This is a genomic window from Novosphingobium sp. PhB55, from assembly GCF_004368805.1.
In the GTDB taxonomy this organism is placed as follows: domain Bacteria; phylum Pseudomonadota; class Alphaproteobacteria; order Sphingomonadales; family Sphingomonadaceae; genus Novosphingobium.
In genome coordinates this window covers 36,746-62,801 of the sequence record NZ_SODQ01000003.1, presented here as the reverse complement: position 1 = coordinate 62,801, position 26,056 = coordinate 36,746, and the positions used below count along the sequence as shown (strand labels likewise).

Here is a 26,056-nt window from a genome sequence, read left to right as displayed (position 1 = left end):
AAATGCGTGACCTTTCGAACACGGCTTGGCCATTCCGCCCCCTCCCCGCGCCGGCCTGGCAGCACACGATTGATGCCGCGGGCGGAGCGGTTCAGGGTGGCGGGCGATGAAACAGGCGACCACGATCCTCGCGTTCGAGACACCCGGCCGGGGCCTCACCGATATCACCCGCACGATAGCCCGATGGCAGCAGGAGAGCGGCATCGGCGAAGGGCTGCTGACCATGCTCTGCCGCCACACCTCGGCCTCGCTGCTGATCCAGGAAAACGCGGCGCCGGAAGTGCGCGGTGACCTGATGGCATGGCTCGACCGCGTCGCGCCCGAAGGCGGGCACTACGCCCATGACGACGAGGGACCGGACGACATGCCCGCGCACCTCAAGGCCGTGCTCACCGGCGTGAATCTCGCGGTTCCGGTGATCGGCGGCCGGCTGGCGCTGGGCACCTGGCAGGGGATCTACCTGGCCGAGCATCGGCGCAGGCCGCATCGGCGGGAACTGGCGCTGCACCTGATCGGCACCTGACCCATGCACCCTCCCGGCGGCCGGGCGGACTGTTCCGCCCGGATCGCGCTCGCGGCTCTTGCATCCGCCCCCGCGATGCCTATCCACGCTGGCTACCTGGATTTCGGAGACTGTGCCGTGTTCTTCCCCCTTTTCCTGCATGAGTCTCTCTCTTGATCTCGGCACTCGACCTTTTCCGCATCGGTCTTGGCCCTTCCAGTTCGCACACGGTCGGCCCGATGCGAATCGCCGCCCGGTTCCTCCAGACGCTGGATGACGCCGGACAATTCGCCGCGATCGCGCGGGTGCTGGTGGAATTGCAGGGCTCGCTGGCGCTGACGGGCGAAGGCCACGGCACGCCGGACGCCTGCCTGATGGGGCTGATCGGCTTCCAGCCCGAGACCGCCGAACCCGAGGAAGCCCAGGCCGCCGCCGCCGCCGTGCGCGAGACACACCGGATCGCGCTGCTCGGCCGGCGCGAGATCGCCTTCGATCCCGCCACCGATCTCGTGCTCGATTTCGAGCACATTCCCGACCTTCATCCCAATGGCATGGTGCTGACCGCCTTCGACGAAACCGGCGCGGAACTCGCCCGGCACGATTATTTCTCGACGGGCGGCGGCTTCTTTTCCAGCCGCCACCAGCTGGAACAACCCGCGCCGGACGATCAGGTGACGCACGGCCCGCCGGTCGCCTGGCCCTTCGGCTCGGGCGCGCAGCTTCTGGAAGTCTGCGAGACCAGCGGGCTCGACATCGCCGGCGTCATGCTGGCCAACGAGGCCGCGCGGCGCGAAGAGGCGGAGACCCTCGCCGGGCTGGACGCCATCGCCGATGCCATGAATGCCTGCATAGACCGCGGCCTCGAACGCGAGGGCCTGCTGCCCGGCGCGCTCAAGGTCCGCCGCCGCGCCCGCGCGATCCACCAGAACCTGATCTCGCGCCCGCAGGACAACCAGGCCGAGACGCTGATGGACTGGCTGAACCTCTATGCCATGGCGGTGAACGAGGAAAATGCCAGCGGCGGCCGGGTCGTCACAGCCCCCACCAACGGCGCGGCCGGCATCATCCCCTCGCTTCTGCGGCAATATTGCAGCGAAGGACGCAAGGCCGTCCCCGGCAAGGCGCGCCGCTATCTGCTCACCGCTGCCGGGATCGGCCTGCTCTACAAGCAGCGCGCCTCGATCTCGGGGGCCGAAATGGGTTGCCAGGGCGAAGTGGGCGTCGCCTGCTCGATGGCGGCAGCGGGGCTGGCGGCGGTCTGGGGCGGCACGCCCGAACAGGTCTGTGCGGCGGCCGAGATCGGCATGGAGCACAACCTCGGCCTCACCTGCGATCCCGTCGGCGGTCTGGTGCAGATCCCCTGCATCGAACGCAATGCGATCGCCTCGGTCAAGGCGGTCAATGCCGCCAAGCTCGCGCTCCATGCGGGCGAGACCCCGCGGGTGTCGCTTGACCAGGTGATCGAGACGATGCGCCAGACCGGGCTCGACATGTCCAGCAAGTACAAGGAAACCAGCCAGGGCGGGCTGGCGATCAACGTGGTGGCCTGCTGACGGCAAGCCTCGCGCGCGGCTTCACTCAGGACCTCGCACGGGGCCGCGCATCAGGGGCGAGCCGGCCCGTTCCCACGCCTCATCCTTTCCGATGTTCACCGCAACTTCAGGCACTCTCGTGCTTTGCACCTCCCGCGCGGCGGGTGCGACGCTGCGATCGCCAGAAAAGTCAGGCGAATGTTTGAATTTCAGAAGGATACCAACAATGACGAAGACCGGCGCCACTCTCCTTGCCGCCCTCGCACTGGGCGCGCTCGTTCCTGCCGGTGCCGCCATGGCCCAGCCTGAGCGTCATCCCACGCCGCATCACCAGACCGTGGTGAAGAAGACGACGGTGAAGAAAACCGCCGTCCGCAAGCCCGTGCACAAGAAGGTCACCTGCCGCTACGTCGTGCAGCACGGCCGCAAGGTAAAGGTCTGCCGCTGACGCCTTCCCGGCCCTCGTTCACGCGGGGGCCGGACCTGATGGAAGGGCGCTGGCCTCAGGCCGTCAGCGCCAGCCGCGCCTCTTCCTCGCGCACGACGCGGGGCTGGTCCGGCCAGATGCCGCGCGTATCGTAGACCAGCTTTTCCGCACGCTCGGCCAGCGGCACCACGCGGAACACGTCATGGTCGACCAGGACGATCAGGATTTCGCAAGTCTCCAGCGCATCGTCGATGTCGATCTGGACAGCGCCCGTATCGGTGAACTCGATGGGCAACTGCGCCGCGTAAGGTTCCACCACATGGATGCGGCTGCCGAATTTGCGGGCCAGACGGCTCGTGACGAAGCGGGCCGGGCTCTCGCGGAAATCGTCGATATTGGCCTTGAAGGCGAGCCCCAGGCAGGCGACCTTCGCCTCGGGATTGGCCTCTACCAGCGCTTCGGCCTTGGCGATGACATGGCTCATCTTGTGGTCGTTGACGCCGCGCGCAGTGCGAATCAGCGGCGTTTCCTCAGGCGCACCGTGGACGATGAACCAGGGATCGACGGCGATGCAGTGCCCGCCCACGCCCGGTCCCGGCGTCAGGATGTTGACGCGCGGATGGCGGTTGGCGAGGCGGATGACTTCCCACACGTCCAGCCCCATGCGGTCCGCCACCATCGACAGCTCGTTGGCGAAAGCGATGTTGACGTCGCGATAGGCGTTTTCGACCAGCTTGGTCATCTCGGCCGATCGGGCATCGGTGGTCACGCACTCGCCGCGCACGAAGCGCTTGTAGAACGCCAGCGCCTTGCGCGCGCAGCGCGGGGTGATGCCGCCGATCGAGCGATCGTTGTTGGTCAGTTCCTCAAGAATGCGGCCGGGCAGCACGCGCTCGGGGCAATAGGCGATCGAGACATCCGGGATGTCGCGCGTCTTGCCCGGAATCTTCAGGTCCGGCCGCAGCTCGGCGATCAGGTCGCGCAGTTGATCGGTCGTGCCGACCGGCGACGTCGATTCGAGAATCACCACGTCCCCCGCCTTGAGCACCGCGGCGACCGAGCGGCCGGCGGCGAGGACATAGGAGATGTCCGGCGCGTGGTCCTTGTCGAACGGCGTGGGCACCGCAATCACGAAGACATCGGCAGGCGCGATCTCGGTGGCGGCCGAAAGCAGCCCGCGCGACACGACGCCTTGCACAAGGCCGTCGAGATCGACTTCCTCGATATGAATCTCGCCGCGGTTGATGGTGTCCACGACGTTCTGCGAGACGTCGAGGCCAAGCACCTTGCACCCGGCGCGGGCGATCACGGCAGCGGTGGGAAGGCCGATATAGCCAAGACCCACGACACAGACGTCAGGCTTCGAATCCGATTTCATGCGCAAGCAGCTCCACGATTCGGCGCGAAGTCTGCCCATCTCCGAAAGGATTGTGAGCGCGCGCCATGGTCTCGTAGGCTCCCCTATCATCCAACAAGGTTGATATTTCGGTAACGATCGTCTCGGCCGAGGTTCCCACCAGCTTCGCGGTGCCGGCCGCGACGCCTTCCGGCCGTTCGGTGGTCTCGCGCATGACCAGCACCGGCTTGCCCAGCGCCGGCGCTTCTTCCTGCACCCCGCCCGAATCGGTCAGCATGATCTCGGAGATCGCCAGCAGCCGTGCAAAGTGCGGATAGTCCAGCGGCTCGATCAGGGCGACGTTGTCCAGCCCGGAAAGCCGCTCGTTCATGACCTTGCGCACATTGGGATTGAGGTGGACCGGGAAGATCACGGCCGTATCGCTCCGTTCGGCGATGCGGCGAATGGCCTGGGCGATCTGCTCCATGCCCTCTCCGAAATTCTCGCGCCGATGGCTGGTGACGCCGATGATCCGCTTGCCCGCAAAGCGCGTCTCAAGATCGGCCAGCCCCGCGGCCAGCGCCGGTTCGCGCGCGATTTCGGCCGTCACCCATTCCAGCGCATCGATCACGGTATTGCCCGTGACATGGACGCGCGAGGGATCGACGTTCTCGTTGACCAGCGCGTTCCGCGACGTTTCGGTGGGCGCGAAGTGCAGGCTGGCCATGCCGCCGATGATCTTGCGGTTCACCTCCTCGGGCCAGGGATGGTAGATATTGCCCGAGCGCAACCCCGCCTCGACATGGTCGACCGGCAGCTTGCGATAATAGGCCGCCAGCGCCCCGGCCATCGCCGTGGCCGTATCGCCCTGCACGATGACGCGGTCCGGCCGGGCCGCGTCCATCACTTTGCCCAGCCCTGTCAGCAGGTTCGCCGTGAGCGCATCCAGCGTCTGGTCCGGCTGCATCACGTCGAGATCGTGATCGGGCACGATCCCGGCAATCTCCAGCACCTGGTCCAGCATCTGGCGATGCTGCGCCGAGACGCAGACCACGCATTCGAAACGCGGATCGGCCTTGAGCGCGTGGATCACGGGAAACAGCTTGATCGCTTCCGGGCGCGTGCCGAAGACGACGAGGATACGGGCCGGGGTCATGCGGGTCTGGGCGGTCATGCGGCGGACATAGCAGCGGAGGGGTAAGGGTGAAGTTAAAAGACCGAACGCCGCTCCATTTCCGGGCGTGGACAAGGTGGCCGGGGGGCTTGCCCCCGCCCCGCCCATCGGCAATCACGCTTTCATGTCTATCCTGAGCGACAAATGGATCCGCAGCCAAGCGCTGGAAAACGGCATGATCGAGCCTTTCGTCGAGGCTCAGCGCCGCGACGGCTGCATCTCCTACGGGCTGTCCTCCTACGGCTACGACGCCCGCGTCGCGCCGGAGTTCAAGATCTTCACCAATGTCGATTCGGCGGTGGTCGATCCCAAGAACTTCGACAACAATTCCTTCGTGAACCGCGAAACCGACGTCTGCGTGATCCCGCCGAATTCCTTCGCGCTGGCCCGCACGGTCGAATATTTCCGCGTGCCGCGTGACGTCCTGGTCATCTGCCTGGGCAAGAGCACTTATGCCCGCTGCGGCATCATCGTGAACGTCACCCCGCTGGAACCGGGCTGGGAGGGCCACGTCACGCTGGAATTCTCGAACACGACGCCGCTACCCGCCAAGATCTATGCAAACGAAGGCGCCTGCCAGTTCCTCTTCCTCAAGGGCAACGAACCCTGCGAGACGAGCTATGCCGACCGCGCCGGCAAGTACATGGGCCAGCTCGGCGTAACCCTTCCCAAGCTCTAGGCCCGGGCGCCAGGGAACAATCCCCCGATACGTCCGCTTCTCCCGGCATGAACGCCATGTCGGGAGAGAAGACATGTCCAAGATCGCTGCCATAATCGGGCGCTTCCTGATCGCCCTGATCTTCGTGATTTCCGGTGCCTCCAAGCTGATGGACATCAGCTCTACCGAGACCATGATCGTTGCTGCCGGCCTGCCGGGAGGGCTCGCCGTTCCGGTCGGCCTGTTCGAACTTCTGGCCGGGCTGTGCCTTGCCGCGGGGTTCATGGTGCGCCTGGTATCTGTCCTGCTGGCGGTCTTCGTCGCCGCGACGATCCTGTTCTTCCACAACAAGTTCACCGACCCCATGCAGCAGGTCATGGCCCTGAAGAACGTGGCCATCATCGGCGGCCTCGCGCTGGCCTTCGCACATAGCCAGATGTGGAGCCACTATTACGCCATCGCCCGCGAGCGTCACGGTGAACTGGCGGCCCGCAGCGCCGAGGAACGCATTCGCGACGCCGAACTGCGCGCCGCCCGCGCCGAAGCCCGCGCCGACGCCATCGCCGAAAACCAGACCGCACCGACTTACGTGGAAACCACCCCGCGCACCGTCGTGACCGACTACAACCACGACGGCATCCCCGAAGTCCGCGCCCGCCATCGCCGCTGGTTCGACTGGTAACCCCTCCACGAAGACCGAATCGCCTTCCCGTCCCGCGCATCTGGTGGAACGGGAAGGCGATCCGCTGCCTGAATCCACCGACAACCGCCTTTTTTCCGCGGCGTATGCGCCCGCGCGATCGGGCCCTGTAGGACAGTCCTTCCCCGGAAACCTGCGGAAACGACGAAAACTGCCCAGCTCCCAGTTGACCCGGTGAGGATTTCTCGTAAAGCGGCCTCCGAGCCACCCCACGCGGGTCGCTTCGGGCGGTTAGCTCAGTTGGTAGAGCATCTCGTTTACACCGAGAGGGTCGGGGGTTCGAGCCCCTCACCGCCCACCATTCCATATCGCTGGCAATGCGTCTCAGACCGGATTTCCGGTCCGATGCGGCGCATCGCGTTGGCACGCTGACCACTCCTGCCGTCGATTCGGCAGGCGCCCCTTTCCCCTTTCAAGCTCCCTGCATCGTCTTTTCGGCGCGGCCTCGATTCGGCCGTCCCGCGGGCAGATTCGCCCGCTTGTTGCGCATGAATTAACCCAATTTCACCGCGATACGATATTTCGTATACGATATTTGACAATGTCGGATTTGTGACGCAAGGTTGGCGCAATCAAAAGGGAGTTACGACCATGAGGGGTCACAGAAGGAAACTTTATTGCGCGGCCGCACTGACAGCGATCATCGCTGGCACGGCCCAGGCCCAAGAAGCGGCGCCGGCCGATGCCGGCGTTGCCAACGACATCGTCGTCACCGGCACCCGCATCAAGCGCGCCGACCTTGAGAGCAACAGCCCGCAGACCGTCGTGGGCGCCGACGAGTTCCGCTACCAGGGCGCAACCACGGTAGAGCAGGTGCTGAACCGCCTGCCGCAGTTCACCGCCGACGCCAACGAGAACGTCTCGAACGGTTCGGACGGCACGTCCAAGATCAACTTGCGCAACCTCGGCTCGAACCGCGTGCTTACGCTGCTCGACGGTCAGCGCCTGATGCCTTCGCAGGCCATCAACCTCTCCTTCATCCCCAGCGCCCTCGTCGAGCGCGTCGACGTGATGTCGGGCGGCGCCTCGGCAGTCTACGGTTCGGACGCGCTGTCGGGCGTCGTCAACTTCGTCCTCAAGAAGGACCTCGACGGCGTTCGCATCGACGCGCAGACCGGCTTCTCGCAGCACAATAACAACAACAGTTCGCTCCGCGCGCTGCAGAGCGGCTCGGGCTACGAAACGGCCCCGTCCTCGGTCATCGATGGCGGCAAGCAGGATGTCACCATCGCGGCGGGCAAGAACTTCGCCGATGGCCGCGGCAACATCACCGTCTATGGCGGCTACCGCAAGTTCAGCCCGGTCCGCCAGTCGAGCCGCGACGTCTCCGCCTGCGCCCTGCAGGACCGTGAATCCGTTGCCGGCTCCGGCAGCTTCGATCAGCTGTTCTGCGGCGGTTCCAGCAACACCCCTTACGGCTCGTTCATTCCGCTCTCGGACCTGAGCCCGTACAAGGGCCAGACCCTCATCAACAACCGCGACGGCAGCGGCACGCTGGTGCCCTACGATCCTTCGTATGCCTACAACACCTCGCCGGACAACTACTTCCAGCGCTCCGACGAGCGCATCACGGCGGGCGGCTTCGCACGGTACGAATTCAGCAAGGCGGCCGAAGTCTACGGCAGCTTCATGTACATGAACGACCAGACGTTCTCTCAGGTCGCGCCTTCGGCGGTCTGGTTCGGGACGGCGTTCGACGTATCCTGCAACAACCCTTACGCCAACGCATCCCAGCTTGCCGCGATCTGCGGTTCGGCTGCCGGCACCGACGCGACCGCTCCGACCAACGTGGGCTACCGCGTCGTCGGCCAGCCGCGCCGCGACAACCTGCGCTTCAACGACTACCGCTATTCGGCGGGCCTGCGCGGCGACATCGGCAGCGGCTTCAGCTACGACGTCAACTACATGTACTCGCTGGTGAAGTTCAAGGAAACGTACCTGAACGACGTGAACCAGGCGAAGGCGGGCCTCGCCCTCAACGCCGTCAGCGTCAACGGCGTGCCGACCTGCCGCTCGGTCATCGACGGTACCGATCCGAACTGCATTCCGATCAACGTCTTCACGCCCAGCGGCGTGACGGCAGACCAGGCCGCCTACATCTTCGGCGAAAGCAACACCGCCTCGCGCAATTCGCTGGGTGTGATCTCCGGATCGCTGAGCGGCGACCTCGGCCAGATGGGCGTGACCCTGCCCTGGGCGGAATCGGGCGTCGGCATCGCGCTTGGCGTCGAACGCCGCCGCGAAACACTGAACTTCACGGCCGACGAAGTGGCGCAGCAGAACGGCGTGTTGCCCTCCGACGGTATCATCGCCGTGACCGAGGCCTTCGGCGAAATCGAAATCCCGCTGATCGAGAACAAGCCGTTCTTCCGCTCGCTCACGATCAACGGCGGCCTGCGCTACTCGTCTTACGACAACAAGCAGAACTCGACCGGCATCAAGTCGGGTTACAACGTCTGGACCTACAAGGGCGAAATCTCGTGGGCGCCGGTCGACGACTTGCGCGTGCGCGCCAGCTACAACCGCGCCATCCGCGCGCCGAACGTGGCTGAACTCTTCGCCTCGCAGGCGGTTGGCAACGTCAACGGCACCGACCCTTGCGCCGGTGCCAATCCGAGCGCCTCGTTCGAGATCTGCCAGGCCACCGGCGTGACCCAGGCCATGTACGGCAGCATCCCCGGATGCCCGTCCGACCAGTGCTCCGGTCTTGGCGGCGGCAACGTCGCACTCAAGCCCGAAACCGCAGACACCTATACCCTTGGCGTCGTCATCACACCGCAGGCGCTGCGCCGCTTCTCGCTGTCGATCGACTACTACAACATCAAGGTGAAGGACTACATCGGTTCGATCGCGCCGTCGCTGATCATGGGTCAGTGCGCCGCCACGGGTGATCCGTACTTCTGCGGCCTGTTCGTTCGCGATCCGCGCTCGGGCCAGGTCTTCGGCCAGAATTCGGGCTACATCATCTCCACCACGATGAACACGGGCTACCTCAAGACCTCTGGTCTCGACGTGAATGCGGATTACACCTTCGACGTCGGCAATCTGGGCAGCGTCAATCTGGGTCTCGTGGGCACCTACCTCATCGAGCAGGTTTCGCAGCCGGTGCCCGATGGTGGCTCCTACGACTGCAAGGGCCTGTTCGGCTATACTTGCGGCCAGCCCACCCCCGAATGGCGCCATGTCGCGCGTCTTTCGTGGATGACCCCCACCGACACGACCGTCTCGCTGTCCTGGCGCCACATCGGCGGCACCAAGCTGTCGAGCCTGACCGACAATCCGCTGCTTTCGGCAGACAAGACCGTCGTGAACCGCAAGATCAGCGCCTACAACTACTTCGACCTGTCGCTGACCCAGGCGATCGACAAGCGGTTCACCCTGCGCGCAGGCGTGAACAACATGTTCGACAAGGATCCGCCGGCTCTCGACTCGGGCCTGCTGCAGAACTTCGGCAACGGCAATACCTACCCCGGTGTCTACGACGCCTTGGGCCGTACGATCTTCGTCGGCTTCACGGCCAACTTCTGATCCAGGAGGAACAGCGACCCCTTCCACCCACCCGGGGGTCGTTTTTCAGGAAAGCCCGTCCGGTCGCGAGACCGGGCGGGCTTTTCCGTTCTGGCGGTCAGGCCGTGGCGGCGCGGATCATGCCGAAGCCATAGAGCAGATGTTCGAGCTGCCCGTCCGGCACTGGCGGAAATGCCAGCGTCTCGCCGCCATCGCGGATCGCGCCGATCTCGGCGGCGACTTGTTCCAGGCTCCAGTCCTTGCGGAAGGCGCCCTCGTTCTCGACGATCTTGGCGCGCGCCAGACGGCCGCCCATGGCGACGAACATCTCGCCCGAAGCCTCGCAGCTTTCGTGGCAGAGGTAGCCGACCATCGGCGCCACTTGCTCCGGCTCCATCGGCGGGAACTGGCTCGTGTCGATCCCTTCCGACATGCGGGTGACGGCGGCCGGGACGATCAGGTTGGACTTCACATTGGCGTGCTGGCCCTCGATCGCGGCGGTGTTGGACAGGCCCATGAAACCGGCCTTGCACATCGCGTAAGTCACATTGTCCGACTTGCCGTAGAGGCCGTTGATCGAACTGGTCAGCACGATGCGGCCGTAGCCCTGCGCCATCATGTGCGGAAACGCCGCCCGCACGACGTGGTAGGCGCCCTTCAGGTGGACATCGAGGACGGCGGTGAAATCCTCGTAGGCGAGTTCGCTGAGGCTGCCGCGCCGCACGTTGCCAGCCGAGTGGATCAGAATATCGATCCGCCCGAAAGCATCGAGCGCCGACTGGACGATCGCCTTGCCGCCCTCCGGCGTGGCGACGCTGTCGGTGTTTGCCACGGCCTCTCCGCCCAAGGCGCGAATCTCGGCGGCGAGCGCTTCGGCGGGGCCTTCTTCGGTGGCGTCGCCCGCCATCGACACGCCGGGGTCGTTGACCACGATCTTGCAGCCTCGGCTCGCCAGCAGCAGCGCATGGGCTCGGCCCAGCCCGCGCCCGCCGCCGGTGATCACGGCGACTCTATTGTCGAAGCGCAAGTCTGGCATAGTCATCTCCACTCATCGTCATTGCGAGCGGCAAAGCCGCGCGGCAATCCAGGGCCGCCCCAACCGCCCTGAATTGCTTCACTGCGTTCGCAATGACGAAGGTTCGGGCCTCACGCAACGATGCCCGACGCCCTGAGCGCCGCGATCCGCTCGGGCGATAGATCGAGCACGTCTTCCAGAATGGAATCGGTGTGCTCGCCCAGCACCGGCGGCGCGGTCGGCACCGGCTGCGGGGCATCGGTGAAGCGGATCGGGCGGCCCACGATGGGGATCGGTCCCAGGGTCTTGTGCTGCGTTTCCACGACCATCTCGCGCTCCACCGCCTGCGGCTGCGCCAGCGCTTCGGACACGCCCAGGATCGGCGCATGCGGCACTTCGTGCGCGGTGAAGATCGCCACCAGTTCGTCCACGCTGTGCCGCTCGGTGAAGGCGCTGACGATCGCATTCACGTCAGCCCGCGCATCGCGGCGCTTTTCCAGCGTGTCGTAACGCGGATCCTCGATCAGCTCGGGCCGATCGATGGAGCGGCAGATGCGGCTCCAGAACCCCGGCGTCAGGCAGGCGACGACGATCGAACCCTCGCGCGCCGGGAAGATGCCGTAGGGGACGAGATTGGGATGCTGCGACCCCACGCGGCTCGGGTCGGTGCCGTTGAAGAAGGCCAGTTGCGCAATGTAGCCAAGCATGCCGATCAGCCCGTCCATCAGGCTGACGTCGATATGCCGCCCCACGCCGGTCCGCTCGCGCTCGTAGAGGGCCGAGAGGATGCCGATCGGCCCGTTGATCCCGCCAACCAGATCGCCCAGCGGAATGCCCAGCTTGGTCGGCAGTCCGTCCGGCTCGCCGTTCATGGACAGCGCGCCGGACATGGCCTGGAGCACGATATCGAAGCTGGGCCGGTCCTTCAGCGGCCCAGTCTGGCCATAGCCGGAGATCGAGCAGTAGATCAGGCGCGGATTGATCGCCTTCATCGCTTCGTAACCGAGGCCCAGCCGGTCCATCACACCGGGGCGGTAGTTCTCCACCAGCACGTCGCACTTGGCCGCCAGATCGCGGACGAGCGCCAGCCCCTCCTCGCTCTTGAGGTCGACGACGATGGACTTCTTCCCGCGATTGACCGCGAGGTAATAGTGGCTCTCGCCGTCCCGCGTGGGCGGAAACGTGCGCGTCTCATCGCCAGTGCCGGGCGGTTCGATCTTGAACACTTCGGCGCCCATGTCGGCCAGCGCCAGCGAGGCGGCGGGGCCTGCGAGCACGCGGGTGAAATCGATCACCTGCACCCCGGCGAGCGGGCCGGCCCAAGGTTCTTTTGCAGACATCAGGCCAGGTTCTCGCGAAAGAAGGAGAGGATCGCCGCCACGGCATCACGCCCCTCGGGAATGCCGATATTGTAGTGGTAGCAGTGGCCCATTCCCTCGCCCACGATCAGCGTCGAGCGCACGCCTGCCTTGAGCAATTGCGAGTTGGTGAAGATCGCCGGGCTGAGGTCCATGGCGCGCGTGCCGGTGATGACGAGCGTGGGCGGGAACGTGGCCAGCACATCGAGATGATAGCCCGGCCAGGCGCTGGGATCGCGCGGGTCGCAGCCGTCAAAATAGCCACGGGTGATGTCGATGGCCGTGCTGCCGTCAGCGGGCGGCGGTGGGAATGAGCCGTCGATATAGCCTGCGACGTAGGCCGACTCTCCGGCCCCGAACGGCACGCCGCCCGCGCCGAAAATGCCGACCGCGCCCGCCTGCGGCAGCCCATGTGCGGGAAGCCATGCCGCCGCCTGCGCAGTGAGAGCACCGCCTGCCGATCCGCCGTAGATGCCGATCCGGCCGGGGGCATAGTCCGTCAGCAGCGCAGCATAGACCGCCGCGACATCCTCCACACCGGCCGGATGGCGATGCTCGGGCGCCATGAGATAGTTGACGCTGACGACGCGGAACTTGCCGAGCGCGGCGATGGGGATCGCCTCCATCAGCGCGATGCCGTCCCACCCCACGGTGAAGGCGCCGCCGTGCAGGTTGATCAGCACGCGCTGCGGATCGTGGCCACTATCGGCGGGGGTGACGTCCAGCACCTCCACGCCGCCGATCACCCTGGGCACGATCTCGACCGCGAAGTTCTCTCGCAGCCGCGCGACACCTTGCGCGGCATAGGCATTGATCTGCTCACGCCGCACCGCGACATCGGCTTCCTGCTCACCCGCCGCGTCGAACGCCGGTGTGTCTGCGCGGGCGCGTTGCATCGCCGCGGCCTCTTCGCTCAGCAGGGTGGAGACGGGCAGGACAAAAGCCGGAACGCGCACGTCGCCATTGGCATCGAACTGCGGCCTTGCCGCGTGATCCTGTCCCATTTCCACTCCGTTCTCTTTTCCGGGCCAGCATACGACACGGCCCGAACCTTCTGCAAAGGTCCGGGCCGAAATCGCTCCCCCGTTATGCGGGACGGCCGACGATCAGCCCTTGCTGGGCAGTTCCGCGACGGCGGTGCCGAAGGCCGAAAGTTCACCGCGATGGGTGGTGGCCTTCTGCGCCACTTCGACGAACTTCTTGCCGCCTTCCTCGAACTTGCGCGTCACTTCGCCGGTGATGATGATGGCATCGCCGTCCGGGTTGTGGCGGCGGATCTGGCAGTCGGACTTGGTGAGGAAGCCGTCGTCGCCGATCCAGTTGGTCATGTGGTGCGTCAGCCACGAGCAACGCTCCGGGCCGTAATCGTATGCGCCCGGCGCGCCCACTTCGAGAGCGAAAGCTTCGTCCCAGTGCACGCGCTCGGGGCAGTCCGGCACGTTGAAGCGGTTGCGGATGCCCAGGCCCGGGTGCGCCTTCTGCATCTTGTAGGCCAGCTTGTTGGCACGGATGTAGAGGCCGCCCCAGCCCTGCGCGTAGCAGATGAAGCCGGTGACGGTCATCGGGCCCTTCATCATCGGCGGCAGCTTGTCGCCGACGTTCACGTCCTCGAAGTAGCGCGGGGTGGCGCCGCGGATCTCTTCCTGGTCGTAGATGTCGTAGAATTCGTCCAGCTGTTCCTGCGTGAACGGCTCCACGCGGCCGCGTGCCTCGGTGTACTTGGTGCCGCGCTCGCGCGCCTCGTCACGGTCGGTGCGGAACACCCACGAATCCGCGCCGGCAACCTGTTCGCCGTTCTGGTTGAAGAAGTCGACGTGGTAGATCTGCTGGAACGAGCGGCCGGCGAACTTGGTCTGATGCTCGACCAGATCCTTCAGATAGGCGACCGTAGTGATTGTGTCGTTGCGCAGCACCGGTTTCTGCCAGGTCCAGTCGGCACCCGCCCACATGGCGTGCACGCCCGAAAGACCGCCGCAGTAGCCCGAGACGATGCGGCTGGTGGTGAACAGGAACGAAGGCAGCGCGACGATCGAGCCGTACTTGGTCTTCGCCGCATATTCCGGGTCGCACCACAGCGGATTGTCGTCGCCAATGCCGTGGGCATAGTGGCGGATCGCGTCGCGGGTGGCTTCATAGTTCCACGGCTCGACGGTGTTCTCGATCTTCACGCCGATGCGGGCGCGCAGGTCATCGAGACCGGCCTCGGTGATCTTGGGGAACTTGGATTGGGGCTCTGCTGTGGTTGCCATTTCGGTACTCTCCTAAATTCTCGAGATTGGTTTTCAGCCGACCGCTTCAGCGGCCTTCGCCGCCTCCCGGTCGCGCAGCATTTTGCGGTGGACCTTGCCGGCCGGGTTCTTGGGAAGCTCTTCCACGAACTCCACCACGCGCGGGAATTCGTGCTGGGCCAGACGCTCGCGGGTGAAGTCCTGAAGCTCCTTGACGAAGCCATCATCGCCCGCGCGGTTGGCGACGACGAAGGCCTTCACCACTTGCCCGCGCTGTTCGTCCGGCACGCCGATCACGCCGCATTCGAGCACGTTCTCATGCCGCAGCATGGTGTTCTCGATCTCGACGGCAGACATCGTCCAGCCCGCCGAGATGATCACGTCATCGGCGCGGCCGCAGTGATAAAAGTAGCCTTCCTCGTCGATCTTCGCGCGGTCCTTGGTGGTCATCCAATTGCCGCCCCGCCAGAGCATCAGCTCGCCGATCTCGCCGGGAGCTGTGGGCGTGCCATCGGGGCGCTGCACTTCCAGCTTCTGCCCGGGAACCGCCTTGCCCAGCGATCCGGGCTTCACCGTGAAGTCGCTCGCGCCTGGATAGTTCACCAGCACCACGCCGATCTCGGTGGTGCCGTACATCGAGCAGACCGGAACCTTGAACGCGCCGTCGATGAACTCCAGCGTCGCCGGGTCGATCGGCTCGCCGGTGTAGGACAGCTTGCGGAAGTGGAACGCGAAGTTCCCCGCCGCGCCGCTGTTCTTCATCATCCGGTAGTGCGTGGCCGCCGCCGACATATTGGTAATGCCGTAATCGTCCAGCGCCTGCATCAGCCGCACCGGATCGAAGCGCCCGGCGAAGGTGCCCGTGGTGACACCGAGGCCCAGCGGCGCCAGCGTGCCGTGCCACAGGCCATGCCCCCATGCGGGCGAAGACGGGCAGAAGAACTCGTCGCCCGGACGGATTCCCGTGCCATAGAGCGCCGCGAACATGAGGGTGACGAGCGCCTTGTGCGTATGCTTCACCGCCTCCGGCAGCTCACGCGTGGTGCCGCTGGTATACTGGAACACGGCGAGGTCGCCGGCCTTGGTCCTGGGCTCGTAAGTCGCCGGGAACTTCGCGATCTCGTCCAGCAGGCCATCGTCGGCGACGATCACGCGCAGCCCATTCTCGGCCGTCACCGCGCCGCGCGCGAGGTCGGCCTTCTCGGCATTGGTGATGAGGATGGCGGGCTTGCAGTCGTCAATGCGCAGCTTCAGCGCGTCCGGCCCGAATAGTGTGAACAGCGGCACCGAGATCGCACCCGTCTGCATCGCGCCGAACAGGCAGACGTAGAACGGCAGCGAGGGTTCGAGCATGAAAGCGATGCGCTCGCCCGGCTTCACGCCTTCCGCGTCCAGCCAATGCGCGAACCGCGCGGCACCGGCAGCGATCTTGTCGAAGCTCAGGATCTCGTCACGACCATCTGCATGCGCGATGCGCACCGCGGGACGGCCCGAACCGTCGGCATGACGGGTGATGCATTCGTGAGCGATGTTGAGCACGTCGCGGTCGCCGTCGAACAGGTCCCACAGCGCGGCCGACGAGGCCTGCGCCTGCGCATCGGCATAGCTTGTCAGTTCCGTCAGCCTAACCATCGCTCATCCCACTCCGCACCGACACGACTCAGCGGCCGGCCATTTGTCCTTGTGTTCAACAAATGTGCGGAAGCAGGCTTGTTTTGTAAATATTGAATGTTATTCTGTATATTGAACGATGAGCAGACCAGACCCTCTCGAAGACGCCGTGCGCGCCAGCAAGGCCCCCGCCATCGCCCGGGCGGCGGCGATACTGCGTCTGCTGGGCAAGCGCGGCACGCCGATGGGGGTGCAGGCCATCGCCCGCGAGCTGAACCTCGTGCCCAGCACCTGCCTCTATGTCTTGCGGGCGCTCGTTACCGAGGATCTCGTGGCTTTCGATGCCGATACCAAGCGCTATGCCCTCGATGCCGGCGTGCTGACGCTCGCCCGTGCCTGGCTGCGGCGGGACCAGTTCAACGACCTTGCCCAACCGATCCTCGACCGGGTGGCGCGCGAATTCGGGCTGACCACGCTCGGCGTCCAGATCTTCGGGCTGGACCACATCATCGTCACCGCGATGTCGCAGTCTGGCCAGAATTTTCAGCTCTCGACGCAAGTCGGCAGCCGCTTCCCCGCGCTGGTTTCCGCCACGGGGCGCTGCATCGCCGCTTTCGGCGATCATGAGATTGCAGACCTCAAGCCCCGTTTCGAGGCCCTGCGCTGGGATGAGGCGCCGTCATGGGAGGATTGGTGCGCCCAGGTGACCGAGGCGCGGGAGAGCGGCGTGGCTGTCGATGCCGGGCACTATATCGCCGGGGTCACGGTCATCGCCGCCCCGGTGTGGAAGACGGGGCAAGAACGGCGAGTCGCGCCCAGCCACGCCCTCGTCGCCATCGGCATCGGCGCGGCCCTGCGCAGCGATCTGACAAGCCTGAAAACCGCGCTCGCCACTTCCGCCCGATCGCTGAGCGAGCAACTCGCAACCTAGGCTGTCTCTGCTCGCTTCGTCGCCAGGCCAAGTTGCCGGCGCAGGCTGTCCAGGAATGCGCTTTCCCGCGGAGCCGCGGCATGGAGCAACCCCACTTCGCGCACCAATTCGAAATCGCGCACCGGAACGAAGCGCAGCGAACCATCGGCGAAACCTTCCGGCATCATTCCGATCCCGGCACCGCTGCGAATTACCGAGAGGACGCGCTCGTCGCTGGTGGTCTTGAGCACGAAGCGCGGGCGCACGCCGCGCTGGGTGAAGAAGCGGTTGATCTCGGGCAGCGCCTCGCAGTGGCGGCGCAGGGCCATGCGATCCTGCGCGAGTTGTTCGGCAAGCACCTCGCGCTCTCCGGCCAGGGGATGATCGGGCGGAAGCACCATCATGTAGCGTTCGCGGGACAGGACTTCGGGCTGGTAACGGGCGTGGTGCGGCCGCACGGCGGTCAGCGCCACGTCGATCCGGCCGCGTTCGAGGCGCTCGGCAAGATCGCGCTCACTGCCGTCGAGCAGTTCCAGCGCTTCGCCCGAACGCGCGTGATGCGCCGCCAGGGCACGGCCGATCAGGGGGGTGGGGATGGTGTTCAGCACGCCCACGCGCAGCAGGCTGGGCTCGGCAGGCTCGGCCAGTTCGACCAGGGCGTGCTCGTATTCGGCGGCGATGCGGCGCGCGCGGATGAGGAAGCGGCTGCCCGCCGGAGTCAGGGCAACGCGCTGGCGATTCCTGTCGAACAGGCGCGCGCCCAGTTCGCGTTCCAGCTTGGCGATTCCCGCCGAAAGCGTCGGCTGGGTAACGCTGACCGCCCGCGCCGCGCGGCTGAAATTGCCGGTTTCCGCCACGGCGAGGAAATAGCGCAGGAGATATTGGTCGATCATAGACACGATCTATTACGAAGCGCGGAAACTTTCAATTTCCGCTGAGGCTTGGGCTTGTCTACATAGGTGAGACAAATCATCCGAACTTGGGAAGAGGCTGAAATGGCCGGACCGGAGAAACAAGCATGAGCGCACCGGTGCTCCAGACGAGCCTGAATCTCGACAGTCCCGAGGCGCAGGCGCGCGATTCCCATAACCGCGCGCTGGTTGCCGAATTGCGAGCCAAGGTCGCCGCGGCGGCGCTGGGCGGGAACGCAAAATCGCGGGAACGCCATGTCGCGCGCGGCAAGCTGCTGCCGCGCGAACGGGTGGAGCGCTTGCTCGACCCCGGCTCTCCGCTGCTGGAGCTGGGCCAGCTCGCGGCCGAGGGTCTCTACGAGGACGACATTCCCGGCGCGGGGCTGATTACCGCCATCGGTACCGTCTCAGGGCGCCAGTGCATGATCGTCTGCAACGATGCCACCGTGAAAGGCGGCACCTATTACCCGATCACGGTGAAGAAGCACGTTCGCGCGCAGGAGATCGCCCAGGAGAACAACCTGCCGTGCATCTACCTGGTCGACAGCGGCGGCGCCAACCTGCCGCACCAGGCGGAAGTCTTCCCGGACCGCGACCATTTCGGCCGCATCTTCTTCAACCAGGCGCAGATGTCCGCAAAGGGCATTCCGCAAGTCGCCTGCGTGATGGGAAGTTGCACAGCGGGCGGCGCCTATGTGCCGGCGATGAGCGACGAATCGGTGATCGTGAAGGAGCAGGGCACGATCTTCCTGGCCGGTCCGCCGCTGGTTCAGGCGGCGACGGGTGAGGTGATCTCGGCCGAGGACCTTGGCGGCGGCGATCTGCACAGCCGCAAGTCGGGTGTGACCGATCACCTCGCCGACAGCGACGAACATGCGCTGACCATCGTGCGCGATATCGTCAGCCACCTTGGCCCGCTGCATCACCACGACCAGCCGCTGCGGACCCCGCGCCCGCCCAAGTACGACCCCGAGGAACTCTACGCGATCGTGCCGGAAGACGTGCGCGCGCCCTATGACGTGCACGAAGTGATCGCCCGCATTGTCGACGGCAGCGAATTCCACGAGTTCAAGGCGCTCTACGGCAGCACGCTGGTCTGCGGTTTCGCGCATATCCATGGCCAGCCGGTGGCCATCCTCGCCAACAACGGCGTGCTGTTCTCCGAATCCGCGCAGAAGGGCGCACACTTCATCGAACTGGCCTGCCAGCGCCGCATTCCGCTGCTGTTCCTCCAGAACATCTCCGGCTTCATGGTCGGCGGCAAGTACGAGGCGGAGGGCATCGCCAAGCACGGCGCCAAGCTCGTTACGGCCGTCGCCACCGCCACGGTGCCGAAGATCACGGTGCTGATCGGTGGCTCGTTCGGTGCGGGCAACTACGGCATGTGCGGACGCGCTTACGATCCGCGCTTCCTGTTCACCTGGCCCAATGCCCGAATCTCGGTGATGGGCGGCGAGCAGGCGGCCTCGGTCCTGGCCACCGTCCACCGCGACGCGGCCAAGTGGTCGCCCGAGGAGGCCGAGGCGTTCAAGGCTCCGATCCGCCAGAAGTACGAGGATGAGGGCAATCCCTACTACGCGACCGCGCGTCTCTGGGACGACGGCGTGATCGATCCGGCGCAGACCCGCGATGTGCTGGGGCTGGCGCTGGCCGCCTGCCTTGAGGCTCCGATCCCCGAAAAGCCGCAGTTCGGCGTGTTCAGGATGTGATGGCGATGGCCAAGGATACTCTCTTCGTCCTCGACACCGACTATGCCGATCCGGCGTTCGGCGGCGAGCGGCGCTTCTACTGCAAGGACTGCGTGACGGTGGAGGGCCTGCTGGCGCTGTTCCCTGAACGCGGGGGCAATATCGAGGTCGTCCGCGTCGGCTGGCCGCGTCCGCGTGCGGCGGTGGTCGCGGCGCTGGGTGAGGAAAACCAGAACCTTCCCGCGCTCGCCTTTGCCGAGGGCGGCTTCGCCAACGATATCGAGGGCGTCCTTGCGGCGCTGCACACCCGTCACGGTTTCCCGGAGCGTCACCCATGATCCAGTCGCTGCTGATCGCCAATCGCGGCGAAATCGCCTGCCGCGTCATCCGCACGGCGCGGGAACTCGGCATCCGTACCGTCGCGGTCTATTCCGACGCCGATGCCGACGCGCTGCATGTGCGCGAGGCGGACGAGGCCGTGCATATCGGCCCCTCGGCCGTGCGCGAATCCTACCTTGTCGGCGAAAAGATCATCGCCGCCGCGAAGCAGACCGGGGCCGAGGCGATCCACCCCGGCTACGGCTTCCTCTCGGAGAACGCCGCGTTCGCACAGGCGGTGAAGGACGCGGGGCTGATCTGGGTCGGCCCGAACCCGTCCTCGATCACCGCGATGGGCCTCAAGGATGCGGCCAAGACGCTGATGGCCGCGGCCGGAGTGCCGGTGACCCCCGGCTACATGGGCGCCAACCAGGAGCCGGCTTTCCTGGCCGAAGAGGCCGCCAAGATCGGGTATCCGGTGCTCATCAAGGCTGTTGCCGGCGGCGGCGGCAAGGGCATGCGGCTGGTCGAGGCGCCAGCGGATTTCGTCGACGCCCTGGCATCGTGCAAGCGCGAGGCGGCGTCCTCGTTCGGCAACGACCATGTGCTGATCGAGAAGTACATCGCCAGCCCGCGCCACATCGAAGTGCAGGTCTTCGGTGACAGCCACGGCAACGTCGTCCACTTGTTCGAGCGCGATTGCTCGCTCCAGCGCCGTCACCAGAAGGTGATCGAGGAAGCCCCCGCGCCGGGCATGGATTCGGCAACGCGCGAGGCGCTCTGCGCGGCGGCGGTGCGTGCGGCCAGGGCGGTCGACTATGTCGGCGCTGGCACCATCGAGTTCATCGCTGACGGTTCGGGCAAGCTTTCCGCCGATCGCATCTGGTTCATGGAAATGAACACCCGCCTTCAAGTCGAGCATCCGGTGACCGAGGAAATCACCGGTGTCGATCTGGTCGAATGGCAGCTTCGCGTTGCCAGCGGCGAAGCGCTGCCGATGTCGCAGGAAGACCTCACCATCGACGGCTGGGCGATGGAAGCGCGCCTCTATGCCGAAGACCCGGCGAAGGGCTTCCTCCCCAGCATCGGCAAGCTGGAACTGCTGGAATTCGGCGAGGCTGAAGGGGGCCGTATCGATACCGGCGTCTATCAGGGCGCCGAAGTCTCCCCGTTCTACGACCCGATGATCGCCAAGGTCATCGCCTGGGGCGAGGACCGCGAAGAGGCGCGCGAACGGCTGGGCGAAATGCTGGAAGACAGCGCCGTCTGGCCGGTGCGCACCAATGCCTCCTTCCTCGTGAAAGCGCTGCAACATCCCGACTTCGCCGCGGGCAAGGTCGACACCGGCCTGATCGGCCGCGACGGCGAGGCCATGGCAGAAGCGCCCCGGCCTTCGGACGAAGTGCTGGAGGCGGCCGCCAATTCGCTGGTTCCGGTGCGCGCGCTTCCCGGCTTCCGCCTCAATGCCGCGCCTGCGCAGTCGGCATGGTTCTCGCTCGACGGTGAGAAAGTCGAGATCGCGCTGACCGGAGAAGGCAGCGAGGAGCCTGACGACGCCGTTCTGGTGACCGAGCAGGGGCAGGCCTGGCTGCTTACCCCCTGGCGGCGCGACGGCGTGCATGGCGGGGCCGATGGCTCCGGCGCGATCCTGGCGCCGATGCCGGGCAAGGTGATCGCGGTAGCCGTTGCCGAAGGGCAGGCCGTCACCAAGGGACAGAAGCTGCTGACCCTGGAAGCGATGAAGATGGAGCACACGCTCACCGCGCCGTTCGACGGCGTGGTGGCGGAGCTGAACGCCGTAACGGGCGCACAGATCCAGGTGGATGCGCTTCTCGCGCGGGTCGAACCGACGGAGGCTTGAGGCAGGTTACGGGCTGGGCCGAAGAATCCGCATTTTCAGTTCATCCGGATCGGCCTAGCCCTTTTGCATCCGCGCCTTCGCGCGGACTCGATACGAGGAGACTTCCCGTGAAATTTTCGTATCTTCCTGCCTGCTCATTCGCCTGTTTCGCTGCCGCGCTTGTTGGCACCTTTGCCGTTTCCCTCGCCCCTGCCGATGCCGCGCCGCCCTCCAACTGGCGGGTACTGGCCTCGCAGACCGTGGCCACCGGCAGCAGCCGCACCACGATCCGCATTCCCGGCAGCAATCGCTATCGGCAGATCCAGCTCTGCACGCGCAATGCCCCGATCCGCCTGTCGAACTACACCTTCCGTTTCGACAACGGCCGCCAGCAGAGCGTGCGCGTGAATACCCGCATCAACACCGGCGGCTGCAGCCGGGCCATCAACCTGACCAATCCGCCGCGCCGGATCGACCGCGTGGACCTGGCCTACCAGCCGATCCCGCGCGGTACACGCGCTCCGCAAATCCGGGTGGTCGGACGCTGAACACTGTTTCCGGCCGGAGCGCTGCCGCGGTCCGGCCGGACATCATGAAAAGGAGAGAGGATCGTGCCGGGGCGCTTTTTCGACGAATGGACCGTGGGTGACCGGATCACTCACCAGCCGAGCCGTACGGTCACCGAGACCGACAACCTGATGTTCTCGGCCATGACGCACAATATGCAGCCGCTGCACCTCGATGCGGAATTCGCAAAGAAGAGCGAATTCGGCCAGATTCTCGTCAATTCGACTTTCACCTTCAGCCTGGCGGTAGGTCTGTCGATCGCGGATACCACCGTGGGGACGCTCGTCGCCAACCTCGGCTTCGACAAAGTGGTGACGCCCAAGCCGACCTTCATCGGCGATACGCTGACCTGCACGAGCGAAGTCATGGAAATGCGCGAAAGCAAGTCGCGGCCCACGCAGGGCATCGTCGTGTTCAAGCACGAGCTGACCAACCAGCGCGGCGAAGTGGCGCTGTCCTGCCTGCGTTCGGTGCTGCTGAAAAAGAAGGACGCCTGAAAGCCCGCTGAAAATTCGCGGTAGACGAATTTTGCAGGGGCGGCTCAGGCCGCCACGGCTTCCTTCAGGCGCGGCATCGTCCGCTCCAGCAACCTGAGGCTCTTCCAGCCCTCTTCCGGCGACAATCCGCCGAGCAGAGGCTGGAAGCCGACTTGCCCGCCCGGCCCCAGGGCCCGCACTCTTTCCACCAGCTGGTCCGGCGTCCAGGCCGCGAACATGCCGGCATGGCGCAGCGCGGCCGGATCGGTCAGGCCCTTGAAAGGCGAGTTCGAACCATCGCCCTCCTGCTCGGCCCACTTGGCATATTCGGTGATGACGTGGACGGCGTGAGGCGCGATGGCTTCCCAGCCCGCCTCCGGGTCCTCGCATAGATGCACGGCCAGTGGCATCCCCGGAACCGGGCGGAAATAGGTCCGGGGGGCATGGCCGAGCCGCTCGCATTCGGACAGGTAGAGATCGATCAGGTCCGGCTTCATCGGCCCGAAGCCCACGCCGAATTTGGCCGCGCGCCGCGCCGAGGCAGGTACGCCCCCGCCGACCATGACGATGTCCTCGGGTGCCTGCACCGGCAGCGGGCGAACGAAGATCGGGCGGCCGTCGAACTCGAACTTCTCACCCTTCAGCGCGCGCAGGATGATCTCCAGTCCCTCGTCCATCAGCCGCGCACGGTCCTTGAGCGATTTGCGGAACATGGCGAATTCGAACGGGACGTAGCCGGCGCCGAAAATGACGTTGAGCCGCCCGTTGGACATCTGGTCCACGATGGCGATCTGCTCGGCCAGTTCCACCGGATCGTGCAGCGGCAGCACCACCGCGCCCAGCATGAACCGGATCCGGCTGGTGACCGCGGCCATGCCCCCGGCCAGGGTGAAAGGCTGCGGCAGATAGCCGTCGTCCGACCCGTGGTGCTGCATCAGCCCGATCTGGTCGGCGCCGATACCGTCCACGAAAGCCGCCATCTCGATCGCGGCCCGGTAGAGCTGCGGCGTCGGCGTCGCCCAATCCGGCGAGCGCATGTCGAACGAGACATTGATGCGGATATTGTTCACGGCCTCACTCCCCTGCGGCAAACCTGCCCGGGTGGTGCGCCAATCGGTTGTCCGCCGCAAATCCGCCGCGGGAGATACCGCCGGGGCGGTCTGCCTGCGAACCGGCCGTCGCGCCCGGTCACCTTGTCCCGATCACGCCGGCTGGCGCAATTGCTCGACCAGCCGCGGCACATCGGCCAGCGCGCGCAGTGCATCGTTGAGATGGGTGCAGCCTTCCGGCCCGCGCAGCATCTCCAGCACGTCCTCCCGCACCTGGCCCAGATTGCGACCGACCAGCCGCGCCACATTGTGCACGGCCCCCGGACACTCGCGAAACGGCAGGATGTGTGCCTTCGGTTCGAGGGCGATCACTTCGAGCGTGCCAGCGTCCACCGTCGCGCCCAGGCTATATTCGTGAATGGCGACACGTCCGCCCTCGCGCAGCCTGGCGCTGTCCTGGAACGCGGAATCGATGTGGATGGTCCCGCGATCGGCGCCGTGCGTCACGTCGATCCGGCGGGCACGGCGGAAGCCCGGACCATCGTGATCGAGGAACGCGTGCCAGCCCGCCGGGTCCGCCGGATTGCGCAAGTGGCCCGCATCGGCATCGGCGACGTTCTCCAGCGCGGCGCCGCCGGTAACGCCGCTGTTGCCGTCCTGCAGGCCCCAGCAGACATTGGCGCGCTGGGCCAGCACCGAGCCGTCCTCATTCCCGCCGCTCAGCCGTTTGCGCAGCACTTCCATGCGCTCTGGGAACCACTGCCCCCACGCGAAGGCGGAGACCAGCGCGGTGCCGGACAAGTCGTCGAGCACGAGATAGAGCGGGTCCGCGCGCGCGATCAGTTCGGGCACGACCTCGCGCAGCAGCATGCGCAAGTGGCCGCCCGCGCGGGCGCCGACAAGCCGGCCGATTTCCGCGGGGGCGGGATCGGCCGCGATCCGGGTGATCGTCTTGTCCTCGCTCATCCGCAGGGTGAATTCGCCCTCGGCAAGCGTGCGGCCCTGTCCGTCCGCGCCGGTGAGGAAATCGCGCGCGCGGCCAACGAAGAGGCGCTCGCCATCGACACCCTCGGGCCAAGCCACGTCGATACTGGACGTGCGGCGCAGCGAATTCGCCGGGCGCGGAGGCGCCGGGTTCGCCGTTTTGCGCGGCGGCGGCGGGTAGGACGCGGAAGGGGTATGCATGGTCATGGCGGCATCCTGCGATTTTATCGTTATCGCGAGTCAGCCTGACACCTTCACCAGCAACTTGCCTAGATGGCTGTTGCCAGAAAACACCCCGGCGAAGGCTTCGGGTGCGGCTTCCAACCCCTCGACCACCGATTCGGGGCAGCGGATCCGCCCCTCGGCGATCCAGCCGGCGATGTCGTCGAGCGCTTGCTGACCGCCGATAAGGAAGCCGCCGAAGCCCTTGATTTCCAGCCCCTTGGACATGATCGTGCGGAAGAAACCGGGGAGCTTGTCGGGGCCCGGACCCTCCATGCCCATGCCGTAATAGGCTATGAAACCGCAGACCGGCATGCGCGCGCCGCGCTTCAGGTGCGGCAGCACGGCGAGCATCACGTCACCGCCGACATTGTCGATGAAAACGTCCGCGCCTTCGGGCAGCGCCTTGGCGAGCTGTTCGGCAAAATCCGGCGCCTTGTAGTCGGCTGCGGCATCGAAGCCGAGGTCGAGCAGGCCCCGGCACTTGTCCGGCCCGCCGGCGATGCCGACGACTCGCGCACCGCGAATCCCGGCGATCTGCCCGGCAAGGCTGCCCACCGCGCCTGCTGCGGCCGAGATCACCACCGTCTCGCCCGCCGCGACGCGGCCGATGCCGATGACGCAGGCATGGGCGGTCTGCCCCGGCATGCCGAGCGCCCCGAGCGCAGTGGAGACCGGCGCCAGTGCGGGATCGAGCTTTCTCGGCGGGCCGCGCCAGTCGGCCTTGTCCGGCGCGACCACGACATATTCGCGCCAGCCGGTGCGGTCCTCCACTAGGTCGCCCACCGCGTAGCCGGGGTGGTTGGAGGCGACCACCGCGCTGACGGTCGGCCCGTACATCACCTCTCCCGGATGAACCTGGGTGACACCGGAGAGCCGCTTCTCGTCGATGGCGAAGCGGATCAGCGGGTCCAGCCCAAGCCACAGCGTTCGCAGCAGCACCTCGCCCTCGCCCGGCTGCGGGATCGGAGCGTCCTCCACGCGGAAGTCCGATGGTTTCGGATTGCCGCTGGCATAGCTGGCCAGCACGACTTGCTTCATCG

23 protein-coding genes and 1 tRNA gene are annotated in these 26,056 nt (G+C 66.0%); 13 read left to right on the top strand and 11 right to left on the bottom strand.

The genetic code is table 11. The features are described from left to right. The first annotated feature begins 106 nt into the window (after positions 1-106). From EDF57_RS07695 to EDF57_RS07685, 3 genes are all read left to right on the top strand, one after another. Positions 107-523, top strand: coding sequence for a secondary thiamine-phosphate synthase enzyme YjbQ (locus tag EDF57_RS07695; RefSeq protein ID WP_134093796.1), 417 nt, complete (start codon positions 107-109; stop codon positions 521-523). A gap of 152 nt (positions 524-675) precedes the next feature. Beyond that, positions 676-2,055 (top strand): L-serine ammonia-lyase, encoded by a 1,380-nt coding sequence (locus EDF57_RS07690; protein WP_134093795.1) that lies wholly within the window; start codon positions 676-678, stop codon positions 2,053-2,055. 205 nt (positions 2,056-2,260) lie between these two features. After that, complete coding sequence (locus EDF57_RS07685) at positions 2,261-2,482, top strand: hypothetical protein (protein WP_132267994.1); 222 nt, start codon at positions 2,261-2,263, stop codon at positions 2,480-2,482. Between the two features lie 55 nt (positions 2,483-2,537). On the opposite strand, the gene wecC is transcribed toward EDF57_RS07685, so the two are convergent. Together wecC and wecB are read right to left on the bottom strand one after the other, a co-directional pair. After that, positions 2,538-3,839 carry a UDP-N-acetyl-D-mannosamine dehydrogenase gene (gene wecC, locus EDF57_RS07680; protein WP_132267993.1) on the bottom strand — a complete coding sequence of 434 codons (1,302 nt, stop codon included), beginning with the start codon at positions 3,837-3,839 and terminating at the stop codon, positions 2,538-2,540. Continuing rightward, positions 3,817-4,953: a UDP-N-acetylglucosamine 2-epimerase (non-hydrolyzing) gene (gene wecB / locus EDF57_RS07675; RefSeq protein ID WP_132268707.1), complete on the bottom strand. Its 1,137-nt coding sequence runs from the start codon at positions 4,951-4,953 to the stop codon at positions 3,817-3,819. The genes wecC and wecB overlap by 23 nt, the downstream gene beginning before the upstream one ends. A gap of 142 nt (positions 4,954-5,095) precedes the next feature. On the opposite strand from wecB, the gene dcd reads away from it, so the two are divergent. The 4 genes from dcd to EDF57_RS07655 all read left to right on the top strand — a co-directional run bounded on the left by dcd (position 5,096) and on the right by EDF57_RS07655 (position 9,857). Further along, on the top strand, positions 5,096-5,650 hold the full coding sequence (dcd, locus tag EDF57_RS07670) for a dCTP deaminase (RefSeq protein WP_132267991.1): 555 nt from the start codon (positions 5,096-5,098) through the stop codon (positions 5,648-5,650). Between the two features lie 73 nt (positions 5,651-5,723). Then, a complete protein-coding gene (locus EDF57_RS07665; protein ID WP_134093794.1) occupies positions 5,724-6,311 on the top strand; it encodes a DoxX family protein in 588 nt (195 codons plus the stop codon). A 243-nt stretch (positions 6,312-6,554) separates the two neighbouring features. Then, positions 6,555-6,630 (top strand) — tRNA-Val (locus EDF57_RS07660). Between the two features lie 290 nt (positions 6,631-6,920). Continuing rightward, positions 6,921-9,857, top strand: coding sequence for a TonB-dependent receptor (locus EDF57_RS07655; RefSeq protein WP_134093793.1), 2,937 nt, complete (start codon positions 6,921-6,923; stop codon positions 9,855-9,857). A 97-nt stretch (positions 9,858-9,954) separates the two neighbouring features. Here EDF57_RS07655 and EDF57_RS07650 read toward each other — a convergent pair whose 3' ends face one another. The 5 genes from EDF57_RS07650 to EDF57_RS07630 form a co-directional block, all read right to left on the bottom strand. Then, positions 9,955-10,872, bottom strand: a complete 918-nt coding sequence (locus EDF57_RS07650) for an SDR family NAD(P)-dependent oxidoreductase (RefSeq protein ID WP_134094144.1) — start codon at positions 10,870-10,872, stop codon at positions 9,955-9,957. Positions 10,873-10,982: 110 nt separating this feature from the next. Then, positions 10,983-12,191, bottom strand: a complete 1,209-nt coding sequence (locus tag EDF57_RS07645) for a CoA transferase (RefSeq protein ID WP_134093792.1) — start codon at positions 12,189-12,191, stop codon at positions 10,983-10,985. Further along, complete coding sequence (locus EDF57_RS07640) at positions 12,191-13,213, bottom strand: alpha/beta hydrolase (protein WP_134093791.1); 1,023 nt, start codon at positions 13,211-13,213, stop codon at positions 12,191-12,193. Before EDF57_RS07640 ends, EDF57_RS07645 begins: the two co-directional genes overlap by 1 nt. A 102-nt stretch (positions 13,214-13,315) precedes the next feature. Next, positions 13,316-14,458 (bottom strand): MaoC family dehydratase N-terminal domain-containing protein, encoded by a 1,143-nt coding sequence (locus tag EDF57_RS07635; protein ID WP_134093790.1) that lies wholly within the window; start codon positions 14,456-14,458, stop codon positions 13,316-13,318. A 33-nt stretch (positions 14,459-14,491) separates the two neighbouring features. Further along, positions 14,492-16,069 (bottom strand): AMP-binding protein, encoded by a 1,578-nt coding sequence (locus EDF57_RS07630; RefSeq protein WP_134093789.1) that lies wholly within the window; start codon positions 16,067-16,069, stop codon positions 14,492-14,494. A 118-nt stretch (positions 16,070-16,187) separates the two neighbouring features. On the opposite strand from EDF57_RS07630, the gene EDF57_RS07625 reads away from it, so the two are divergent. Beyond that, the gene (locus tag EDF57_RS07625; protein ID WP_134093788.1) at positions 16,188-16,979 is read left to right on the top strand and encodes an IclR family transcriptional regulator C-terminal domain-containing protein; all 792 of its coding nucleotides are present in this window, start codon (positions 16,188-16,190) and stop codon (positions 16,977-16,979) included. Here EDF57_RS07625 and EDF57_RS07620 read toward each other — a convergent pair. Continuing rightward, positions 16,976-17,851, bottom strand: a complete 876-nt coding sequence (locus EDF57_RS07620; RefSeq protein WP_134094143.1) for a LysR family transcriptional regulator — start codon at positions 17,849-17,851, stop codon at positions 16,976-16,978. The two genes, EDF57_RS07625 and EDF57_RS07620, sit on opposite strands and share 4 nt — an antisense overlap. A gap of 125 nt (positions 17,852-17,976) precedes the next feature. On the opposite strand from EDF57_RS07620, the gene EDF57_RS07615 reads away from it, so the two are divergent. The 5 genes from EDF57_RS07615 (at position 17,977) to EDF57_RS07595 (ending at position 22,779) form a co-directional block, all read left to right on the top strand. Further along, the gene (locus EDF57_RS07615; RefSeq protein WP_134093787.1) at positions 17,977-19,578 is read left to right on the top strand and encodes a carboxyl transferase domain-containing protein; all 1,602 of its coding nucleotides are present in this window, start codon (positions 17,977-17,979) and stop codon (positions 19,576-19,578) included. A 5-nt stretch (positions 19,579-19,583) separates the two neighbouring features. Further along, entirely contained in the window at positions 19,584-19,895 is a 312-nt protein-coding gene (locus tag EDF57_RS07610) for a DUF3088 family protein (protein WP_134093786.1), read from the top strand. Beyond that, entirely contained in the window at positions 19,892-21,736 is a 1,845-nt protein-coding gene (locus EDF57_RS07605; protein WP_132267972.1) for an acetyl/propionyl/methylcrotonyl-CoA carboxylase subunit alpha, read from the top strand. The genes EDF57_RS07610 and EDF57_RS07605 overlap by 4 nt, the downstream gene beginning before the upstream one ends. Positions 21,737-21,843: 107 nt before the next feature. Continuing rightward, positions 21,844-22,263: a hypothetical protein gene (locus tag EDF57_RS07600; protein ID WP_134093785.1), complete on the top strand. Its 420-nt coding sequence runs from the start codon at positions 21,844-21,846 to the stop codon at positions 22,261-22,263. Positions 22,264-22,326: 63 nt separating this feature from the next. Beyond that, positions 22,327-22,779, top strand: coding sequence for a MaoC family dehydratase (locus EDF57_RS07595; protein ID WP_132267969.1), 453 nt, complete (start codon positions 22,327-22,329; stop codon positions 22,777-22,779). A 44-nt stretch (positions 22,780-22,823) separates the two neighbouring features. Here EDF57_RS07595 and EDF57_RS07590 read toward each other — a convergent pair whose 3' ends face one another. From EDF57_RS07590 to EDF57_RS07580, 3 genes are all read right to left on the bottom strand, one after another. Further along, positions 22,824-23,828: an LLM class flavin-dependent oxidoreductase gene (locus EDF57_RS07590; RefSeq protein ID WP_134093784.1), complete on the bottom strand. Its 1,005-nt coding sequence runs from the start codon at positions 23,826-23,828 to the stop codon at positions 22,824-22,826. A gap of 132 nt (positions 23,829-23,960) precedes the next feature. Then, positions 23,961-24,998 carry a DUF2889 domain-containing protein gene (locus EDF57_RS07585; protein ID WP_243840951.1) on the bottom strand — a complete coding sequence of 346 codons (1,038 nt, stop codon included), beginning with the start codon at positions 24,996-24,998 and terminating at the stop codon, positions 23,961-23,963. A gap of 33 nt (positions 24,999-25,031) precedes the next feature. Beyond that, the gene (locus EDF57_RS07580) at positions 25,032-26,054 is read right to left on the bottom strand and encodes an NADP-dependent oxidoreductase (RefSeq protein WP_208324821.1); all 1,023 of its coding nucleotides are present in this window, start codon (positions 26,052-26,054) and stop codon (positions 25,032-25,034) included. Positions 26,055-26,056 lie beyond the last annotated feature (2 nt).

Coding starts and splice junctions, on each gene's coding strand:
- EDF57_RS07695 (WP_134093796.1), top strand. CDS start 107: ATGAAACAGGCGACCACGATCCTCGCGTTCGAGACACCCGGCCGGGGC.
- EDF57_RS07685 (WP_132267994.1), top strand. CDS start 2,261: ATGACGAAGACCGGCGCCACTCTCCTTGCCGCCCTCGCACTGGGCGCG.
- wecC (WP_132267993.1), bottom strand. CDS start 3,839: ATGAAATCGGATTCGAAGCCTGACGTCTGTGTCGTGGGTCTTGGCTAT.
- wecB (WP_132268707.1), bottom strand. CDS start 4,953: ATGACCCCGGCCCGTATCCTCGTCGTCTTCGGCACGCGCCCGGAAGCG.
- dcd (WP_132267991.1), top strand. CDS start 5,096: ATGTCTATCCTGAGCGACAAATGGATCCGCAGCCAAGCGCTGGAAAAC.
- EDF57_RS07665 (WP_134093794.1), top strand. CDS start 5,724: ATGTCCAAGATCGCTGCCATAATCGGGCGCTTCCTGATCGCCCTGATC.
- EDF57_RS07655 (WP_134093793.1), top strand. CDS start 6,921: ATGAGGGGTCACAGAAGGAAACTTTATTGCGCGGCCGCACTGACAGCG.
- EDF57_RS07650 (WP_134094144.1), bottom strand. CDS start 10,872: ATGCCAGACTTGCGCTTCGACAATAGAGTCGCCGTGATCACCGGCGGC.
- EDF57_RS07645 (WP_134093792.1), bottom strand. CDS start 12,191: ATGTCTGCAAAAGAACCTTGGGCCGGCCCGCTCGCCGGGGTGCAGGTG.
- EDF57_RS07640 (WP_134093791.1), bottom strand. CDS start 13,213: ATGGGACAGGATCACGCGGCAAGGCCGCAGTTCGATGCCAATGGCGAC.
- EDF57_RS07635 (WP_134093790.1), bottom strand. CDS start 14,458: ATGGCAACCACAGCAGAGCCCCAATCCAAGTTCCCCAAGATCACCGAG.
- EDF57_RS07630 (WP_134093789.1), bottom strand. CDS start 16,069: ATGGTTAGGCTGACGGAACTGACAAGCTATGCCGATGCGCAGGCGCAG.
- EDF57_RS07625 (WP_134093788.1), top strand. CDS start 16,188: ATGAGCAGACCAGACCCTCTCGAAGACGCCGTGCGCGCCAGCAAGGCC.
- EDF57_RS07620 (WP_134094143.1), bottom strand. CDS start 17,851: ATGATCGACCAATATCTCCTGCGCTATTTCCTCGCCGTGGCGGAAACC.
- EDF57_RS07615 (WP_134093787.1), top strand. CDS start 17,977: ATGAGCGCACCGGTGCTCCAGACGAGCCTGAATCTCGACAGTCCCGAG.
- EDF57_RS07610 (WP_134093786.1), top strand. CDS start 19,584: ATGGCCAAGGATACTCTCTTCGTCCTCGACACCGACTATGCCGATCCG.
- EDF57_RS07605 (WP_132267972.1), top strand. CDS start 19,892: ATGATCCAGTCGCTGCTGATCGCCAATCGCGGCGAAATCGCCTGCCGC.
- EDF57_RS07585 (WP_243840951.1), bottom strand. CDS start 24,998: ATGACCATGCATACCCCTTCCGCGTCCTACCCGCCGCCGCCGCGCAAA.
- EDF57_RS07580 (WP_208324821.1), bottom strand. CDS start 26,054: ATGAAGCAAGTCGTGCTGGCCAGCTATGCCAGCGGCAATCCGAAACCA.